The following is a 19,594-nucleotide window of genomic DNA, read 5'->3' on the forward strand; positions in this document are numbered from 1 at the left end:
TCGCGAATGGAGTACCTGTTTTTTAAGATTTTCTCTTTAACACTACCGATTTAATGTGAAGATGAATCGCATCTAATTCATAACCAAAATGCTGTTGAAATTCCTTTTGTATCGTTTTTTGTAATGCATACAATCGATCTGGTAAGGAATAATGAATGGGTAGCTTTAGCTGTAATGTAATCGTTGCTTGTGCTAGATCACCTAATACGAATTGAACGTGCTCGACTTTGTGTACGATGTCTTCATTTAAACAGCAATACGTTAGTAGCTGCACATAAACATGCCTGCCAATATCGATATATTCCTGTTGAAAATCAGGTCGAACAATCGTCGTCTCCCCTATTTTTTCACGTTTTGAAGAGAAAATCTCTATCCCTTTTTGAACGAGCCGTTTAAAAAAGTTTTGCTCTACTTGACGGTACGGTATTGGCATAACATGCTTCCCCTGTGTCTGTCGAATAAAACGAGCTTTAGCAATTTCTTTTTGGGAACGGACATCCTCAACATAGTAACATTTATCGAAAGGACCAAGCTCAAGCTGTCGAGCTATCGTCTTTGTCATTTTATCGGACGTGCCGATCAGTAAAATCGATTGTACTTTATATGTATCAAGTGCTTTTTTTACTTCCTCACGGTGGGTATCATCTGTAAAAATGGCTCGACGAACGGCTGTAATCGTATTTTTCTCAAATTTTGCGGAGATACCTGCTACTTTCACACCTTTAATAATGAGAAGACCATCATCAATAAGAGCCTCTACCCCAATTTTATGGGCGAAAACTAGTGCGCTTGTACTTTTCCCTGTTCCACTTGGACCACTTAAAGAATAAACATTCATGACTAACAGCTCCTTTCCATTTCATGATAGCAGAAACGTTCCATTTTTTCCGTCAAAAATATTATTTCCAGCATTAGTTAGATGATTCTTGCTAGCCTATACATACATCTTCTCCATTATTGAAATATATTCTTTTTTCAGAATAACTTTCCCTTTATGTGCTTTAGTATGATAAAATGTGAACTACTATTCTGTTATACAACTATAAGGAGTGTACTAGTTTGAAAATCGTACCATCTAAAAAAATGTCTTTATTTACAACAGCAATTTTCGGAGATTTAAAAAATCATGCTAAGCAACAGGAAGCGAAAGGTATGAAAATGATTGACTTAAGCTTAGGTAGTCCAGACCTACCCCCTGACGCTAAAATTCGCGAACATTTATCGTATAGAGCTGGTTTAGCAGAATCTTACGGGTATACATTAACAGGTACTCAACGTTTTTACGAAGCTGTTAGTCGCTATTATAAACGTCGTAGCAATGTTGATTTAGATCCCGCTTCTGAAATCATTCAAACAATTGGCTCTCAAGAGGGCTTAGTACATTTACCAATCGCCTTTTGTGACCCAGGAGATATCGTATTATCCACTAACCCAGCTTACGTTGCCTACGATGCAGGGATTCATCTAGCTGGCGCAACACCTTACTATATGCCTCAAACAGCTGACAACGATTATTTACCAGACTTAGATGCTGTTCCTGAAGAGATCGCGCAAAAAGCAAAACTACTAATTTTAAACTTACCAGGTAATCCTGTGCCTGCAATGCCTTCAATCGCCTATTTTGAAAAAGTCATTGCCTTTGCGAAAAAATACAATATAATCGTACTACATGATGCGGCATACTCTGAGTTCTACTTTACTGGTGATGGCCCAATTAGCTTCCTAGCCACTCCTGGCGCAAAAGAAGTTGGGATGGAAATTAACTCATTATCGAAAAGCTTTAGCCTTGCTGGTACACGTATCGCTTATATCGCGGGGAATGCTGAGATGATTTCAATCTTAAAACAGTTAAAATCAAATTTAGATTTCGGTATTTTCGAGCCAATTCAAGATGCAGCGGTCGTAGCACTTGATAACGCAGAAGAAATTACAGCAAGCCTACGTGCAACCTTCTCAGAACGCCATAAAACATTAATGAACGGTTTACGTGCCTTAGGATGGGATGCAGCTCCTTCTGACGGTGGCATGTTCGTCTGGGCAAAATATCCGTACGATATTGACTGCACTGAGCTAGCCTTCAAACTAATTGAACAAGCTGGTATCGTGACAGTCCCAGGTACAGTATTTGGCTCGGCTGGACAAGGCTATTTACGTTTAGCATTAGTACAACCGAAAGAATTGTTGCAAGAAGCTGTTGATCGTTTAGCACAAGTGCAAGTGACACCACAAAGATAATCATATAAACAACATGAAAAGCCCTTCTAACTTTAATGGTTGGAAGGGTTTTTGCTATTGCTACCTATGTAATCCTCAAGTATCGGTCTATCAGGTGGACTAATATTTTTGGGTAAATCACCTAAAGGGAAAAATTGTAACATTGTCGCCTCCTCCTCATCATGAATGAGGCGGCCACTATATTCTTTGCATTCAAATGCTGTAACAACGTTATAAACTTCATCACCATGCGGATATTGATAATAAAAATCTTGTCCAGAATACGTATTGATTAATTTTAGGTTTTTAGCCGAAAGCCCTGTTTCCTCAAATAATTCTCGATGGGCAACTTGCTCTAATGTTTCACCTAGCTCCATTGATCCTCCAATTAACCCCCAACACCCGTTATCTTTCCGAAGCTGCATTAAAACCTGTCGACGATTATTAATGACCAATACACAAGCACCACACATAAATCAATTATGCCATGGCATAATTGCGTCTGGAATCGGCTTTGTGCTTGCACAAAGCACTCCTTTCCGATTCCGTGACATCCGCCGGAGGCTTTAACTTCTTTTAGCGGATGTCTGGACACCCGCTGAAAGAAGTTAATGGTCTGGTTCCAACTACTTTACGCAAATCTTTTATATATCCCATAAAATCCTCCTTTAATACGTACGTTCTTATTCATTAAAGTTGGCTGGAATTTTCACAAACACATAATCCCCAGTCCACTTTTGTGTCGCTACAATCAAATTTTCTCCATGTCTTTCAAAGAAGAATCCATTACTATCCTTTTGTTTAAAAATCCAACCTTTTTGATCAACCATTTCCTTGATCATTTTATCAGCCACGGATGTATTTCGTTCATTTATTACATACCATTGATGACCGTTTTCGTTCGACAATTTAACAAGTTGTTTCTCAGAATCATTTATTTTTTCTATTACTGCTTTTTTGCTTATATTTTCTATAGGAAGTGGAGGAAGATGGCGTTTGTTGTGAAAAACGAATATGCTCCAACCAAGGAAAATTAGTATACCAATTTAATAACACCTTTTTCATAAAACACCTCCCGTTCAATTTTCTACAAATATCCGTAAATACCTTCACGCTCCTATTTTGCAACAGATTTAATTTGGATGGAGACGTAATAAATCCCTTTTCTATAACATAACTTGTACCTATATACTTTTTAGTGAAAAAATCCATTATGGAGGGTTATCTATAAATGAAAAAATTATTGACTGCAATTCTACTTGGTAGCTGCGTTCTTTTAATGCCTAACTCAATTTTAGCGAAAGAAACTAACACAGAAGTATCAAGTAATAAGATAACATCGCAAGAATTAGAAGCATATCTAGAACGTATGGTTAATGAATGGATGGAAAAATACAATGCAACTGATGGTACAGCTATACTATACGATAATCGAGGAAACGTAATCCATACATTCAAAACAATAACTAGAGAAGACAACTAAAAAATATACAATATTACAAATAACAAAGAGGTTGTCCAATGGTCAGTTCTTATGCGACCATTGAACAACCTCTTTTGATCATGTTCATATTTTAATTTAGTTTGGACAATCTAGTTTTATTTGAACCTTTTGTCGCTGTAACTGCTCCATACTTCAAGCATTTTGTACTGTTCTGCCCCACCTAAAATACCGATGCTGAAATCTAGCTCATTCTCTGTTTGAAAGATTCATATAAAAAACAGCTACTGCACGTTCGCAGTAGCTGTCTCTTCTTACACATCATATTTTTGATGGATCTCATCCTCGTAACGATTATAACGCTGTTTAAATAGCTTGAATAAATGTGTTACAAGCACTTTAACGATGGCATAGCCTGGAATCCCTAAAATGACACCTGGTACGCCAAATAAAGAACCAGCCGTTAATAAGACGAAAATAATTGTAATTGGATGGATACTCAGTGATTTACCCATAATTTGAGGAGAAATGAATTTCCCTTCAATTAGTTGTACAACCGTCCAAACAATGGCTAGCTTAAAAAGCATGAATGGCGATGTAACAAGAGCGATAATGACCGCTGGCGTAATGGCGATCACTGGCCCTAAGTATGGAACCACACTCGTAATCATAGCAAGGAATCCAAGCAATAAGGCATATTTCATACCGATAATTAAAAAGCCGATTGTCACCATTGCACCTATGCACATTGATACTAAAATTTGTCCTTGAATATAGGAACTAATTTGCTTGTCCATGTCATGGAAAATTTCGTGTACTTCTTTGCGCATACGTGGCGGGCACATTTTTAAAATAAAGCTCGGAAGTTTTTCGCCATCTTTAAGTAAATAAAATAAAATAAATGGCACCGTAACTAATGATAAAACAATTCCTGTTAACGTTGAAACGAAGCCAGTAATACCAGATGCCACGCCTTGCGCTATATTAGCAGCTGTATTTTTTACCGTCTCTATCGTATCCGTAGTAAAATTCGTCACCATTGAATCATAGTTTAAATTAATTTTATCTAGGTACTCGTTGATACGTGAATTATTAAAATAATCAGCAATATTTTGCGTGAACGCCATAAAGTACCCTGGGAATTCCTGAACTAAATTAGTAAACTGGTCTCGCAAAAACGGATAGACAAGTACTACTAATAACGTTATTATGCCAATCAGAATGATATATAGAAGAAAGATACCCCAAACTCTTGGGATACGCCATCTTTCGAATAGCCCTACTATTGGACGTAATAAATAATACCCAATACTGGCAAGTACCCCTGGTAGAATAACTACCTCAAATAAAACTTTCAGCGGGGTAAATATAAAGGAAACTTTTTGGAACATAAAAATAACGCATGCTAGCAATAATAAAATAATCAGTGTAAAAAATAAGTTTTTACCACCTAAAAAGCGAATAAACTTCGTCGAAAAGAAATTCGAACGCTCTCTTGGTCTTTCTTTTTCCATCTACTCACCCCAATACAAATCCTATACTCACATAGTACAGGATAATGTTGGATTTTGCGAAAAATCACTCTAGGGAAATGCCTAAAAAATTACGTAAAAATTCTTTATTTTTCTCTACATTAATAATAATTGAATCCCCGACACCACTAATGTTTTTGAAACTATAACTACCTTCAATTGGAATAGTTGCTTTTTCTATTTTGACTTTACCCTTCGACACCATTTTCAGCACTTGTTGAATCTCCCCTGCTGATGAATAGTCCGTTGTTATATAACCTTGTGCTGCACCTACGAATTTTGGTAAGTTCAACATATTTTGAGGCGATAAAATTTCATTCTTTAAGGCTTCGATAACTTTTTGCTGACGTTCTACTCGACCAAAATCCCCTTTTTCATCGTGACGGAAACGGGCAAAGCCAAGTAATTCTTTACCGTTTAAGTTATGCACGCCTTGTTTTAATGAAACGCCAATTTTTTCGGACATATCCTTATCTATATCCATTTCAACGCCATTTGGCGCAATTATATCTACAAGTGATTCAAAATTTTTGAAATCGATAATTGCATAATGATTAATCGGCAGGCCAAACATATTACCAATCGTATCCTTTAATAATTGAACACCGTCTAAATAGTAAGCCGTATTAAGTTTATAAGATCTATAACCTGGAATATCCGCATAAATATCTCGCATTAAAGACACGAGCTTGACATCATTTGTTTTCTTATTCCAAGATAATACCATCATTGTATCTGTACGTGATTTTTCTTCACCACGAGTATCGATTCCTAATAATAAATAGTTTTCAACATCACCTTTTACTGGATCACCGGTGAAATCCTCTTGGGCTACTTTTGTATCACTTGCCAATTTTAGCCCACTTCGATATTGCATAACGGAATAACCTACAATCACAATGACACAAAGTAATAACAATGTGAACAATGTTCTCCCTTTACGCAAGCGACGTTTTTTTGGACGTTGTGAGCGTCTTGAATAATCTTGCTCTTCCATAACTGTTAACTCCTCTATTTTTTATAGTTAATGTAACGATTCCATATAAAGAAAGGTTCATTTTATCTTATTTTCCCAATCCTAACAACAACTATTTATAGGTTATTTTACACCCTATTTGCCAGTAATGAACAAAATAATGCTATAATATTTTCACGCAAGAAAGGATGATAAACATGATCGAGAAAGCTACGTTTGCTGGCGGTTGTTTTTGGTGTATGGTAAAGCCATTTGTTGAATGGGACGGAATACATAAGGTCACTTCGGGTTACATGGGTGGCCATATAGACAACCCTACTTATGAGGATGTCAAAAAAGGAACTTCTGGCCATTTAGAAGTAGTCGAAATTGAATTCGACCCTAGCATTTTTAGTTATGAGCAACTCCTAGATATCTACTGGATGCAAATCGACCCAACGGATGCTTATGGGCAATTCCATGACCGTGGTGAATCTTACTCGACGGCAATCTTTACTTATTCAGAAGAGCAAAAGCGTATTGCAGAAGCATCCAAGGAAAAGCTGGCAAAAAGTGGTCGCTTTGTTAAACCTATTGTAACCACAATTCGCGATGCCAAGCACTTCTACCCTGCAGAAGATTATCATCAAGACTATTATAAAAAAGAGTCGGAGCATTATCAGCAGGACAGAGCGCTTTCTGGTCGAGATCAGTTCATCGATAAGCATTGGGAGAAATAACAACTCCATTTTGATTGACGACTCACCTATTTTTAAGCGTTTTCGAAATGGATTTTTTCACTTCTTTTAATAACGTGTATAAAAAATAATGTACGGTCTATACTATTAAAGATTTCACTTCAAATCCAATGACAAGGAGGGTTAACCCGATGAGTGGGGCTGACCGGTAACTCAGAAGGACCATCAAAGCTGAATGAAGCTAAAGCACAGTTGTCTTAAAATTTAAGATCAATGCGGAAGCGAGGCAGTGTGTCATGGAGCACTATAAGTAAGTGAGGATCAAGCCCGGGATATTATTCCCGGGTTATTTTTTTGTTTTGATACTGTTGCTTTGAAAAAAGATTAATCGTTTGCATAAAATTTAATAAAAAAAATCACTTCTTTCGTTTTTAATCTTTAACGTGTATTAAAAATAATAAACGGTCTATACTATTAAAGATTTCACTTCAAATCCAATGACAAGGAGGGTTAACCCGATGAGTGGGGCTGACCGGTAACTCAGAAGGACCATCAAAGCTGAATGAAGCTAAAGCACAGTTGTCTTAAAAATTTAAGATCAATGCGGAAGCGAGGCAGTGTGTCATGGAGCACTATAAGTAAGTGAGGATCAAGCCCGGGATATTATTCCCGGGTTATTTGTTTTGTTTTGTTTCTGTAGCTTTGTAAAAAAGTTTGATAAAAACCACCTCTTTAGTTCTTATATGAGCTTCACCGAAGATGACAGTTATTTACCAACAGAACAACCATTGATGTTAAATTTTCAAGTACATGACATAAACGAGACGATTAAGCATCTTGAACATATTGGTGTACCTCTTGAAAAAGAAAAAGAGATTAGTGAATTTGGAGGGCACTGAAATGTTCAGTTTTGAACAGGAAGTGCCTTATTTCTGTCTATATTCCTTATTTCTGTCTCTAGTCCTTATTCATTTTCGTTTAGTAACTTTAATATCCGTTTCAAATTGACAGCGAATATCGTTGTAGCACCTTGAATTCCCATGCCAAATACACCCGCAGTCGATGCAACCGTTTTCCCAATGAGCATGTCTAATAAGCTTACGTCTTGAAGACGAAGCCGACGAAATTTTGTAAGCGAACTTTTCCTTTATAATAAAGAATTAATGTGCAGGTGGTGCCCCCGATGATTTCAAATCAAGAAACCCTTAATTTAAGTCCATATATGGCGATTTACGATATTGTTGTACCAAAAGATAATATGCTTCGCCAAATCAATGAACTTGTTGATTTAATGGACGCAATGCCATTCCTCCAATTCGCATGTTTAAGTACTTATTATTAAAAGCGATTTTTGATGTATCAGACGTCGACCTTGTAGAGCGTTCAAAGTATGATATGTCATTCAAATATTTCTTGGATATGGCGTCAGAAGATCCGGACATTGAAGCATGACTAAAATAATAGTATGATACATTGCGTTGATTGGAGAAGCATCGCTCGACTCCTGCGGGAAAGCGAGACAGACGAGACCCCGCACGAAGTGAAGCGTAGGAGGAGGCTCGGCGCTCGCCCGCGGAAAGCGAGCGGAATGCTTCGGAAAACAACAGTAGAGTTAAAATGAAAAAAGCGAGGTATTCAACGATTTAATCGTTGAATACCTCGCAATGTGAGAAGATATGGACTTTTTCAGTGCCCTCGTGAATTTGGGAAGTTTATTTGGATTAAAGATCCTGGAGGCAGACTGATCGAACTTTGAGATAAATAGTGGATTGTAATACTTTGCGAATAAAAAGGAAGTGCCTAATTCATTTGAATTAAGCACTTCCCTTTTCCTTTAGTTTGTTGTTGTTTTCAAAAAAGACTGAAGAGCATCGAAGAAACGCTTGCCGTATTTTTCGAATTTTACTTCACCAATCCCACTAACATGTCGTAAGTCTTCTAGCTCCGTCGGTTTTTTGTCACATAAATCACGTAATGTTTTATCAGAGAACACCACAAATGGTGGTACCTTTTCCTCATCTGCAATCTCTTTACGCAATAATCGTAAATGCTCAAATAGCGGATCATTATCTACAAGCTTACGCACAGTCACAGCTTCTTTTCGCATGACCTGTCGATTCCCCATTAGAACTTCTTTACCTTCCTCGGGTACATATATAGTCGGAAACGTACCATGTTTAACAGCGAGTAAGCCTTCAGCAATTAAAAACTCAATAAAGTTTGAGACATCCTTTGAGGAATATTGTCCTTTTAAAATGCCATAGGTAGACAGCCTTGCAAAGCCAAATTCTGAGACCTTTTGGTTTTTGGAGCCAATTAACACTTGGGCTACCATTGTCTTGCCAAATTTTTGCCCCATCCTTACGACACAGGCTAACACCTTTTGTGCATCTACTGTCACATCTTTAACTTCCCGTCCATCATTACAATTACTACAACGGCTACAAGGCGTCCCTGCTTCGTCGTCAAAATACGTTAAGATGGCATTTTGTAAACAGCCTTCCGTATGACAATAATCAACCATCGTTTGCAGCTTCGCTAATTCCTGTGCAATTCGTGTTTCATCCTGTGTTTGTTCAATTAAAAAGCGCTGTGTTTGAACATCACCTGATGCATACAGCAAGATACAAGCACTTGGCAAGCCGTCACGCCCTGCACGTCCCGCTTCCTGATAATAACTTTCCATATTGCGCGGCATTTGATAATGGATGACAAAGCGTACATTACTCTTATCAATACCCATTCCAAATGCATTGGTAGCAACCATAATGCGCGCCTCGTCTTTTAAAAAGCGCTCCTGCTCCGACATACGTATGTCCTCAGACAATCCCGCATGATATTTTGCTACAGCTTCGCCCGAGCGACTTAAAAGCTCATAGATAGCGTCTACAGCCTTTCGTGTCGCTGCATAAATAATACCCGCTTCATTTTTGTTTTTCACTAAATAATTTTTAATATAACGCTCTTTGTTCTCACCAATTAACACCGAGAAAGCTAAATTATCGCGCGAAAAGCCAGTAATCACCGTTGAGTGCTCGTCAATTCCTAATAATTGTCTAATATCATCACAAACAGCTGGTGTAGCTGTAGCAGTCAGTGCTAAGACTGTTGGCTTTTGTGGCCACAATGTAAATAATTTTTGGATTGCTCGGTAACTTGGTCTAAAATCATGCCCCCACTGAGAAATACAGTGTGCTTCATCTACAGCAAGTAACGGTACAGATAAATTTGATAGTACCTGTAAAAATGTTGCACTCTCTAATCGCTCAGGAGCTATATAAAGAAGCTTTAAATAACCTGCACTCGCAAGCTGCATCGTTTCATTCACTTCTTGCACGGTCAAGGTACTATTAATATATGCGGCCGGAATATTTGCGGCTCGTAATGCTTCTACCTGATCTTGCATAAGAGAAATTAAAGGAGATATGACGACTGTGAGGCCATCTAGCATGAGTGCTGGAATTTGATAGCAAATGGATTTACCTCCACCAGTTGGCATCACACAAAGACTTGATTGACCTCGTAATGTTTGTTCAATAATTGGTGCCTGTCCATTGCGAAATGAATCATAGCCAAAATGATGTTGTAGCATTTGTCTTGCTTGCTCCATCCAACTTTTCACTCCTCAGTTGTTAGACGAATAAGTTTATACTCGCCCTGTTTATTTTTATTTATTTCATATACCATCATAGAGTTCGCTAGTGCCTCTTGACCAGCAGAATTTGTTAGTACATATTCTGTTATAGCATGAACTACAATATTTTGTCCTTCCATGCTGATGTTTTTAATTGTCGTATTGTAAAAACGTATTTTCGCTTGTTTGGATGCATAATTCGCTACCATATTATCCAGTGTGCTTTGTAAATCGTCTGTACCTACAAAAGGCTTCATGATACTAGCGTCATGAATGTCAACAGCCGCTTTTAAATGTTTATAAAACGTATCTAAAAACAGCTTTATCTCATCGACATTATAAGCAAAAATGTTCTTTCCGTATTGATCGATAGCTTGCTGGACTGCTTCTTTATCGCCCTGTTCTATATAATGGGATAAGTTTTTCGATTGTGCTAGTCGATCACTTGTCTTCATAGTACCCTCGATCCATTCATCTAATAACTGTGCAATATCTTTAAAAGGCAATATAAATGGCTGTGATACACCATTTTGCTTTCGTTTAAAATAGATGCCCACAAGTTCACCATTCTCAGCTTCTAGAACGGGGCTCCCGATAAGTGTATTTTGATCTGCATCTATGTAATAAGCTGCTACTCTGTCACTATATTTTTTAATGATGTGCGGTAAGCTATCAACATAAACAGCTAACTGATTTAATTCACCGTTATAGACGTTCGGCACCTTTACCGATGCGTTATATGGTACTTCTAAAATGGCCATATTATAAGCTGTAGATATATAGTGCACATCGGCTTCCTTAAGTTTATCATTATTAAATTGCACGAGCGCAGTTGGCTTTGAAGATACGAGCGCACCATTTGTCACAATATAGAGCTTAGCGTCCTCTTTTTTAACAATGATCCCTGCACCGATTCCGTTCTCACCAATTACTTTTACTTCCGGTACAATTTTTTCTTGCTGCTTCGTCACAGCCTTCTCCGTTGTCACATCGGTCTTTTTAGTATGAAACACCTCTGCCAATGTTTCATTTCCACAGCCTGTTAATAATAAAGCTGTCGCTCCAAGAATGAGCATCTTTTTCCGCATACGTTCACCAAAACTTTCTATCAATTATGCCTCGGAATAATTGTGTCCGGAGGCTTTAACTTCTTTCAGCGAATCTCGTCACCTTAGAGTAAAGACTTCTGAAGCTGACGCTTTGCCTTCGCTACACAATTTGCTGAAAGAGGTTAAACATCTATTTCCTTTCTATCATAAACAAGGTTTTTATACGTTTCAAGTTTACATAATAATATTATTAATTGATGGGTGTTATAAAAATAGTGCTCTCACCTTTTATTCGATCCGTTATACCTATAAAAAACGTCTCTTTTTTAGCTTTGCTATGAAAATTGACTTATTATTCGCGGTTAAAATGTTATTAAAAAAAGGCTATTTTCTCAAAGATTGTTGCTAAACAAATCAAACAGAGTTTATTTACAAGAAGATTGTAAATGAACTCTGTTTTTTTATCTTGATATTTTGTAAATTAAGACGGTTAATGGCATGTCTTCCGTATAGCAATAGTTGACGACGTTTACGATTTGACTGTATTTGTTTACAAAAACGACTATTTCGGCTAGACCGCCTGTTTTTGTATAGGTACTCTCTTAAAGAGTGTCCGAAATAAATAAGGTTTTTGGTAGAAAAAATTTTGAATGGTTTGTGTTTGTGTGATTGTCAGTGTCCTTCTCTTGTTGTAACTCCTCTGTGATCTTAGATGATATGTATTTTTTCTAAATAATACTTCACGATAGCTAAATATTCTCTGAAGTAGTACTTAATACGAAATTCGGATGGTGTTGCAGCTGGTAAACCGGTAACGTTAAGTCCTAAATCTTTAGCAATGGATTCGGCTCGATATAAATGGAATCGGTTTGTCACAACTACAACTGTGGAATCTTTGTCTATGTAATCCAATGAATACTGAAAGTTTTCGAGGGTACGGGTAGAATTGGATTCGGTGATGATTCGTTGTTCATCAATACCTAATTGCATTAATGATTTTTTAATTACAGAAGCTTCAGACACAATTTCATCCTGTCCCTGGCCACCAGAAGCGATTGCAATTGTATTTGGATTTTCTTTTAAGTATGCAGCTGCGGTCGTTATGCGCTCGTACAGCAGACTAGAAGGTTTATCTCCATCTAAACGTGTACCTAATACAATGAGGTAATCTGCATTTTCTTTTGCGGTATCTTTGCCTTGAGACACGATAAGTAAGTGTAGGCCAAGGAAAAAAACAAGTACTGCCGCGAGCAATGTAATGATTAGTTTGAATATCTTCTTCATAGTAACCTCCTTAATAAGACATTACCATTATAACTGTAATGATTGACATTATATAAATTATCGGTAACAAATTTCAATATGAAATGTAGAGTATTTAAAAAATGGCTTTTTTTTAAAGATTGTTGCTAAACAAATCGAACAGAGTTTTACAGGCTCTCCAACTTGAAACAACTGATTTTCAATGTCATTATTGCTAGATTGACCATTGACCTCTTAGTATTCTGAATATCTCTCTTTTCTTCAACGAGGTTTTCATTTTTTTGAATCTCCAGCATTTTCGCTGCATCCTACTAATGTAAACAGTGATAGAACGACATACCATAAAATAATTTTCCTATTTTTTCTCCTTATAATTAGATTTTTGGGCTTGTGATTAGATAAATGTTCTTCAAATATTATCTTCCCTCATTTTTTTCAGAACAATAGAATTTTAGCACAATTAGTCCTAACCTAACAGAAATCTTGGGGCACTATTTTAGGTAGTATATTTATCAAGCAATATACTGAAGAAATTGCTTAAGGTAAAATCGACTTTTCTCGTGTCTTATATTCGTAGCTAAAAAAAAGACATGCACATAAAATCGCGCATGTCTCATCATTACTTTTTCTTTAGCTTTATTGTAGTAGCTATAATGCCAATCATTAATAGTATAAAAATCATATAGGTAAATGTATGGTTACCTGTCACATCATAGCAATAACCGATAAGTATAGGGATAATAGAGCTTATTACAAAACCACCTGAAAGCACCATAGATGACCAGCTATTTGCCTCTTCATCATTTCTTGCCTCATCCAATGGTAACAATAAACCAATTGGAAATAAGCCACTTAATACGATACCAATTATGAATACTGCAATCCATAACAAAGATCCTGAGCCTAACCATAGCAACACAAAGCCAATCAAGCCTATAACCCCTAAAGAAAAGAGCCAACCGATTCGATTCGGCCATTTTTCCATTAGTATAGGAACAGAAATATTTCCAATCATTTGTACAATAGACAAAAATGTTAGCATAGAGCTTGCAGCGACAAGGGTAAAGCCCTTAGCCTGAACTATCGGTACTAGCCAGGACATTATTGAGAAGAACAAAGATGTTTGTATGCCAAAGTAAATTAAAATGGTCCAAGCACGGGCATTTTTCCAAGGATTTCGTGCTGCATGTTCTGTCAATACACCTGTCTCTGGTAGCTCTTGATTTCGTATAGCTAGTATCCATATACAAAGAGCAATGATAGCAAGTATTGCCCAACTTCCAAGCGCCATCGTCCAGCTCTCATGAAAATGATTATAAAATGGTAATGTTAGTGCCGCACTCAATGTTGCCCCTGTTCCTATTCCAAATGAGTAAAGACCTACTACGGTAGTAAAACGGGTCGGGAATTTTTTCTTTATATAGGCATTTAATATGGGTCCAATAAGTGCAATGGCAAATCCTGCAGCAAAGCTTGTGACTACAAGTAATACATAACTTTCTTTTAAAAAGCGTAGCCCATTTGCTAATGCCAGGATTATTATTAAGAGCGTAATAGCTGTTTTTGTTCCGAGTTTCCTTTGTAAAGGTACTGCGAATGGTGCAAAGAGTCCCATACAAAACACCGGAATAGACGTTAAAAAGCTCATTTTTGTATTTGATATTTGGAGTGATTCCAAAAGTACATTAAATAGTGGCCCTATTCCTGTGACTGCTGGGCGCATATTGAGCGCAACGAAGAAAATACTAACAACCACAAGTACCATGGAAACACGCCATTGCTTTTTCTCCATACTTTCTAAAAACCTTCTCTCTATTAATACAGTTAAAAATTAACTGAAATCTAACATTATTGTCAGACCTCTGAATTCTCACTATTTCCTTTTACCATTTTTTCTAGTATCGGTCAATTTAATGGCAATTAATAATGAAGAGGCGTAGATAAATGTGCTCTTACATATTTTTAGGCGCTGCAATGCCCAATAATGTTAGCGATTCTTTTAACACAATGGCCACACAATAACAAAACGCTAAACGTGATGTTCTTTGACTGTCATCGACCAATACTTTATTATGCGCATAATATTTGTTAAATAGACGCGCTAATTGTAAGGCATATTTAGCAATTTGCGATGGATCTGTTTGCTCAAAAGCGTTGTCAATTACTTTCGGAAACTGTTCCAGTAATAAAACGACCGGCCATGCTTCCTCTCCTAATGTTTCAAGCGATACTTCGTCACTATGTTCATTTGCTCTTTCCAAAAGAGATGAAATACGTGCATACGTATATTGAATATATGGCCCTGTTTCACCCTCGAAATGCATCATATGCTCAATGGAAAACTCAATATCATGTAGACGATCAGTTTTCAAATCATTAAAAATAACCGCTCCTACCCCAACCTGATGTGCGACGTTCTCTTTATCCACTAGATTTGGATTTTTTTCCTCGATATTTCGCTTTGCCGTAGCAATTGCTTCCGTTAGCACATCTGCTAATAAAACGATCTTTCCTTTACGCGTCGACATTTTTTTACCCTCTTTTAGAATCATTCCAAAAGGCACATGCTGTAAGTCTTTTGCCCAATCGTACCCCATCTTCTCAATAACGTTAAATAGTTGTGTAAAATGAAGAGACTGTTCATGCCCTACAACATAAAATATTTTTTTAGGGTCGTATTGTTGCTTACGATAAAAAGCAGCTGCTAAATCACGTGTAGCATAAAGCGTAGCACCGTCTGTTTTCGTAATTAAGCATGGTGGCATATTGGCTATTTCAACTACATTAGCACCTTCAGATTGCACAAGCAGCTCTTTTTCTTCCAACTCTTGAACAACAGCAGCCATTTTGTCATTGTAGAACGCTTCCCCAGCAAATGAATCAAAGTTTATCCCGAGCAGTTGATAAATGGTCTTGAATTCTTCGAGTGATGCATCTCTAAACCATTGCCATAAAGCTAACGCCTCTTCATCTCCATCTTCTAATGCTTTAAAAGCGGTACGTGCCTGTTCATTGAGTGTTTCATCCTGCTCCGCTTCTTCATGGAATTTCACATAAATTTTTAACAGTTCCTCTATTGGAGCAGCTTCAATCGTTTTTTGATCTCCCCATTTTCGATAGGCAACGATTAACTTACCAAACTGTGTGCCCCAGTCACCTAAATGATTAATGCGAATTGCTTGATAGCCGTTTTTCTCGGCAATGTTGGCCAAAGCATTGCCGATTACTGTAGAACGTAAATGACCCATGGAAAAAGGCTTCGCTATATTAGGTGAAGAAAAATCCAACACTACATTCCCTTTCGATGCCTGATGAGTCCCGTATAAATTTTTCTCTTTTACTATTTGGCTGAGCACTTGATGTGTAATCGTTGGCTGATGGTAAAATATATTGACATACCCACCTACTACTTGAACTTCTTGTATGAAGTCACAGTTTAATTTGTTTTGGATATCGACAGCGATTGTGTGAGGGGATATTCTTAATTTTTTTGCGAGTGTAAAGCACGGAAATGCCACATCCCCTAAGTCCGAATTTCTCGGTTTTTCTAGTAAATTTTGAATGTCACTGACTGTCAACTCGTTATTTAATGCTACAGCAATGCTTTTCGCGATTTGTATATCCATGCTCATTCTCCTCTCATATATGTGAAAATAAAAAAAGCTCCCGTCTCTAAAAATAGAGACGAGAGCATAGTTATCCCGTGGTACCACTCTAGTTGCCATATAATATGACCACTTTCCATTGTTAACGAGGTGACTCCCCGATATTCTCTACTACTAATTCGAGAACCTTCTCCAAAGTGCGTTTCATTTATGGCTGCTGCATTAGGCTCACACCATCCCTAATTCGCTTTCCAGTAACTCCATAAACTACTCTCTTTTTCGTTGAATTTAACTGTAATTTCAAAATATTCTACATGAGATACCATTTTAAGTCAACAGTCTTTTCAGAATTATTAAGAAGTAAATTTACATTAAAAATGTTCTGCTGAATAATTAACAATAACACTTTTTTCAGCCCTCCATACATTTCGCACCTTATTTTTCTTGATGTCAAAGTATGAGAGTACGCTCTCTTTAGGTATTTTCAAAATACTATAACCCTTTTTTTCATCAATAAAACTAGATAAGAAATAAAACCCTTCTTTTTTTTCATCGAATTTAACGGAGCGAATATTTGAATAAATACCAGTACTATTTAGTAAAGGCTTTACCTTTTTTGACTGGTTATCTATTTCTACAACATGCGAAATAGGACTGTCTACGGCTTCATCATAGCTGATTATTACAGAGCTAGCATCAGGTGCCAATGATGCGCCACTAATAAATCTCTCTACATCGGCTATATGCTTCTTTTTTTGTCCTTCAATATCATAAATATCTAGACTGTGTTTGGTCGGTTGTAATTTCGTTTGATTTTTATTAGCCTCTGTGAGTTTCTTCTGATGTTCGTTCTCGGAGAAAGAGACTACAATTAATTGATTATTATTCGGGTTATAATTAAAATCTAAAACACTTCTATCGTTGTTTTCTTCTTCCCATATTTTTATTTTCTGTGTTTCAAGATTATACGTAGCTATATGAAAATTTCTAAATGCATCTCTTAATAATACTCTCATAAAGATGATTTTTTTCTCTTTGTCTATTTGGATCAAATCAACGTTATTAAATATAGTGGTTAACTGATTTATTTGATTCGTGTTTAGGTCATTTTCAAATAATTGTATTGTATGATCTGATATACCATCAGCAAAATACAATTTATTAGTTCGTTCAGAAAAAGCGAAAGCAGTATAATCCGCTGTTTCTTTACTAAATAGTAATTTACTTTTATTTTGAATCTGGTCAAAATGATAGAATGTAAACTTCAAACTTTTAGGATCAAACACATTGATATAAAGCTTAGATTCAGAGGCGTTATGATCATCAATTGAAAATATTTTTTTACTAAAAACAATGCAAATAATTACGATAATTATCAAAATAAATGTAAATTTCTTCAAGACCCCTTCCCTTTCTACTATAAAGTTTTGCCATTTCACTCTACTATTTAAAGTACCCCTCACGCTTACCATCTAGAACTCTTCCTATAGATTATTTAGCTTACGAGTACTCACAACTCATATAGCACGATTTTTATATAATAAAAGTAAAACCAGTATTATTTGGCAATCGTCTAATAAATGAACACGAGGAGGGACGATATGGAGGAAACAATAACAGCAAGCGGCTTATCACGAGATCAGGTGATTGAGGAGCTAATGACCGATTATGGTCAAGCGATTTTGCAGCTTGTTTATACATATGTACATGATACTGCTCTTGCTGAAGATTTGACGCAAGAGATTTTTATCTAGTGCTATAAGGCTCTCTCAACATATCAGGGGCATGCCAGCTTAAAAACTTGGTTATGGCGTATTGCTATTAATCATTCAAAGGATTATATAAAGAGCTGGTACAAGAAAAACGTCGATGTTACTGAAACAAATATGTTAGCGGAAGCATTGGAAACGGGTGATTTGCTTGAGCAAGTTGTGAAAAATAGTGAGGATGAGGCGTTGTTTGACTTAGTAATGGCACTCCCCGTGAAGTATCGTGAAGTTATTTATTTTTATTATTTTGAGGACTATTCGATCCAGGAGATCGCCAGCCTTTTATCATTGAACAACAATACGGTGAAAACAAGACTTCGTAAGGCACGTTCTTTATTACAAAAAGCGTTAGGAGGGAATCCATTTGACGGAAACACGTTTTAAACATGCTATGAAAAATCAATTTAAAAAGATGCAGTTTACAGAGACGCATAAGGAAGCAGTGCGCAAATGCATTCATGAGGAACTTTCGGATCACGTGCTGTTACCGATGCTACAAACGATGCGCTCAGGTTATGAGATTACGCAACTTCTTTATACAAAAAACAAAGATATAGTTCATTCAAATGAAGGAATCATCTATGCTACGCTGCATCGCCTCGAACAGCAACAACTCATCGTAAGTGAGTGGCATGAGAACGAGAAGCGTTATGTTCTTTCAAATAAGGGCGTTAAGCTGCTAACAAAGCTTAACAAAGAAACGGACAAACTCCCTACTTTTGAGCATTTACTGAAGGAGGTACGCTATGCGAACGATTAAAGAATTTACTCAACATGTAAAGGGACATATTCGGAATAAGGAGGCACATGATGCTGTTGAAAAGGAGTTGACCTATCACTTAGTGAAGTCGAAGCTGGCTTGGCAGGAAAAGGGCCATAGCGATGCAGATGCGGAACAACAGGCTGTACGTGAAATGGGCAATGCTACAAATCTCGGCGTCTCACTCAATCAGATTCATCTGCCGAAAATAGATTGGCTGCTCGTTATTCCATTTATGCTGGCAGCAATGTGTAGCTTCTTACCTCTTCTGCCAGCTGAGCTCTCGTTACGCGATTTTATCATGCGTAATGTTGTTATTGTTATTGGTGGCATTGCTGTGACAATCTTCTTAATGCGACTAGATTTTCGCAAGCTAGAGCGCTATTCCACCCATATGTATGTAGTTGCATGTATTTTATTTCTTATAATTTTAAATGGTAATGAAACAATCAATGGAGTGATCTTTTTGGATAAAACAATTTTATTCACTTACCTGTACCTACCTTTAAGTTGTTTAAGTACTTTGTTATTGAAACGTATTCCGCATTGTGTGAATCCCCACTCTCCTATTCCACTCAAACATCTGACAACCCTGAACCCTAAACGTTGATTTAATAATGTTTATAGACTATGGTACATATTTCATGATATACTAGTGCCATTGTGAAAAAAGG

Annotated in this window: 17 protein-coding genes, 3 pseudogenes and 1 other annotated feature; of the genes and pseudogenes, 8 read left to right on the forward strand and 12 right to left on the reverse strand. The window is 36.9% G+C overall.

From position 1 onward, the window contains the following. Nucleotides 1-22: 22 nt before the first annotated feature. Nucleotides 23-838 carry a hypothetical protein gene (locus AMS59_RS21105; protein WP_053485684.1) on the reverse strand — a complete coding sequence of 272 codons (816 nt, stop codon included), beginning with the start codon at nt 836-838 and terminating at the stop codon, nt 23-25. 221 nt (nt 839-1,059) lie between these two features. On the opposite strand from AMS59_RS21105, the gene AMS59_RS21110 reads away from it, so the two are divergent. Then, the gene (locus AMS59_RS21110; RefSeq protein ID WP_053485685.1) at nt 1,060-2,235 is read left to right on the forward strand and encodes an aminotransferase class I/II-fold pyridoxal phosphate-dependent enzyme; all 1,176 of its coding nucleotides are present in this window, start codon (nt 1,060-1,062) and stop codon (nt 2,233-2,235) included. 32 nt (nt 2,236-2,267) lie between these two features. On the opposite strand, the gene AMS59_RS21115 is transcribed toward AMS59_RS21110, so the two are convergent. The 3 genes from AMS59_RS21115 to AMS59_RS26755 all read right to left on the reverse strand — a co-directional run bounded on the left by AMS59_RS21115 (nt 2,268) and on the right by AMS59_RS26755 (nt 3,279). Beyond that, a complete protein-coding gene (locus AMS59_RS21115) occupies nt 2,268-2,687 on the reverse strand; it encodes an NUDIX hydrolase (RefSeq protein ID WP_053485686.1) in 420 nt (139 codons plus the stop codon). 210 nt (nt 2,688-2,897) lie between these two features. Continuing rightward, nucleotides 2,898-3,122 (reverse strand): hypothetical protein, encoded by a 225-nt coding sequence (locus AMS59_RS25585; protein ID WP_156304733.1) that lies wholly within the window; start codon nt 3,120-3,122, stop codon nt 2,898-2,900. 22 nt (nt 3,123-3,144) lie between these two features. After that, nucleotides 3,145-3,279 (reverse strand): hypothetical protein, encoded by a 135-nt coding sequence (locus tag AMS59_RS26755; protein ID WP_255350024.1) that lies wholly within the window; start codon nt 3,277-3,279, stop codon nt 3,145-3,147. A gap of 166 nt (nt 3,280-3,445) precedes the next feature. Here AMS59_RS26755 and AMS59_RS21120 point away from each other — a divergent pair, with 166 nt between their 5' ends. Further along, the gene (locus AMS59_RS21120; RefSeq protein WP_053485687.1) at nt 3,446-3,697 is read left to right on the forward strand and encodes a hypothetical protein; all 252 of its coding nucleotides are present in this window, start codon (nt 3,446-3,448) and stop codon (nt 3,695-3,697) included. A 272-nt stretch (nt 3,698-3,969) separates the two neighbouring features. Here AMS59_RS21120 and AMS59_RS21125 read toward each other — a convergent pair whose 3' ends face one another. Together AMS59_RS21125 and AMS59_RS21130 are read right to left on the reverse strand one after the other, a co-directional pair. Then, nucleotides 3,970-5,169 carry an AI-2E family transporter gene (locus AMS59_RS21125; RefSeq protein WP_053485688.1) on the reverse strand — a complete coding sequence of 400 codons (1,200 nt, stop codon included), beginning with the start codon at nt 5,167-5,169 and terminating at the stop codon, nt 3,970-3,972. 64 nt (nt 5,170-5,233) lie between these two features. After that, nucleotides 5,234-6,184 (reverse strand): LCP family protein, encoded by a 951-nt coding sequence (locus AMS59_RS21130; RefSeq protein WP_053485689.1) that lies wholly within the window; start codon nt 6,182-6,184, stop codon nt 5,234-5,236. A 176-nt stretch (nt 6,185-6,360) separates the two neighbouring features. Between AMS59_RS21130 and msrA the strand changes: the two genes are divergently transcribed. The 3 genes and pseudogenes from msrA to AMS59_RS21145 all read left to right on the forward strand — a co-directional run. Then, nucleotides 6,361-6,882 carry a peptide-methionine (S)-S-oxide reductase MsrA gene (msrA, locus tag AMS59_RS21135; protein ID WP_082337622.1) on the forward strand — a complete coding sequence of 174 codons (522 nt, stop codon included), beginning with the start codon at nt 6,361-6,363 and terminating at the stop codon, nt 6,880-6,882. Nucleotides 6,883-7,589: 707 nt separating this feature from the next. Then, nucleotides 7,590-7,739, forward strand: a pseudogene (locus tag AMS59_RS21140) (glyoxalase); the annotation flags it as partial. A gap of 284 nt (nt 7,740-8,023) precedes the next feature. Continuing rightward, nucleotides 8,024-8,286, forward strand: a pseudogene (locus AMS59_RS21145) (transposase); the annotation flags it as partial. Nucleotides 8,287-8,674: 388 nt separating this feature from the next. Here AMS59_RS21145 and recQ read toward each other — a convergent pair. The 6 genes from recQ to AMS59_RS21175 form a co-directional block, all read right to left on the reverse strand. Beyond that, nucleotides 8,675-10,450: a DNA helicase RecQ gene (recQ, locus tag AMS59_RS21150; protein WP_053485690.1), complete on the reverse strand. Its 1,776-nt coding sequence runs from the start codon at nt 10,448-10,450 to the stop codon at nt 8,675-8,677. Nucleotides 10,451-10,458: 8 nt separating this feature from the next. Further along, entirely contained in the window at nt 10,459-11,586 is a 1,128-nt protein-coding gene (locus AMS59_RS21155) for a hypothetical protein (protein ID WP_234007872.1), read from the reverse strand. Between the two features lie 645 nt (nt 11,587-12,231). Next, a complete protein-coding gene (locus AMS59_RS21160) occupies nt 12,232-12,807 on the reverse strand; it encodes a YdcF family protein (RefSeq protein WP_053485691.1) in 576 nt (191 codons plus the stop codon). A gap of 598 nt (nt 12,808-13,405) precedes the next feature. Further along, nucleotides 13,406-14,578, reverse strand: coding sequence for a CynX/NimT family MFS transporter (locus tag AMS59_RS21165; protein WP_053485692.1), 1,173 nt, complete (start codon nt 14,576-14,578; stop codon nt 13,406-13,408). Between the two features lie 160 nt (nt 14,579-14,738). Next, a complete protein-coding gene (argS, locus tag AMS59_RS21170) occupies nt 14,739-16,412 on the reverse strand; it encodes an arginine--tRNA ligase (RefSeq protein ID WP_053485693.1) in 1,674 nt (557 codons plus the stop codon). A gap of 51 nt (nt 16,413-16,463) precedes the next feature. Next, nucleotides 16,464-16,683, reverse strand: a binding site (T-box leader). Between the two features lie 79 nt (nt 16,684-16,762). Next, nucleotides 16,763-17,863: a hypothetical protein gene (locus AMS59_RS21175; protein ID WP_053485694.1), complete on the reverse strand. Its 1,101-nt coding sequence runs from the start codon at nt 17,861-17,863 to the stop codon at nt 16,763-16,765. Nucleotides 17,864-17,992: 129 nt separating this feature from the next. Here AMS59_RS21175 and AMS59_RS21180 point away from each other — a divergent pair. The 3 genes and pseudogenes from AMS59_RS21180 (at nt 17,993) to AMS59_RS21190 (ending at nt 19,530) form a co-directional block, all read left to right on the forward strand. Then, a pseudogene (locus AMS59_RS21180) lies at nt 17,993-18,544 on the forward strand (sigma-70 family RNA polymerase sigma factor). Further along, nucleotides 18,525-18,920 (forward strand): helix-turn-helix transcriptional regulator, encoded by a 396-nt coding sequence (locus AMS59_RS21185; protein ID WP_053485695.1) that lies wholly within the window; start codon nt 18,525-18,527, stop codon nt 18,918-18,920. The pseudogene AMS59_RS21180 and the gene AMS59_RS21185 overlap by 20 nt, the downstream one beginning before the upstream one ends. Next, nucleotides 18,907-19,530 (forward strand): permease prefix domain 1-containing protein, encoded by a 624-nt coding sequence (locus AMS59_RS21190; RefSeq protein ID WP_053485696.1) that lies wholly within the window; start codon nt 18,907-18,909, stop codon nt 19,528-19,530. Before AMS59_RS21185 ends, AMS59_RS21190 begins: the two co-directional genes overlap by 14 nt. Nucleotides 19,531-19,594 lie beyond the last annotated feature (64 nt).

Source organism: Lysinibacillus sp. FJAT-14745, from assembly GCF_001275675.1.
Classification (GTDB): Bacteria; Bacillota; Bacilli; order Bacillales_A; family Planococcaceae; genus Lysinibacillus.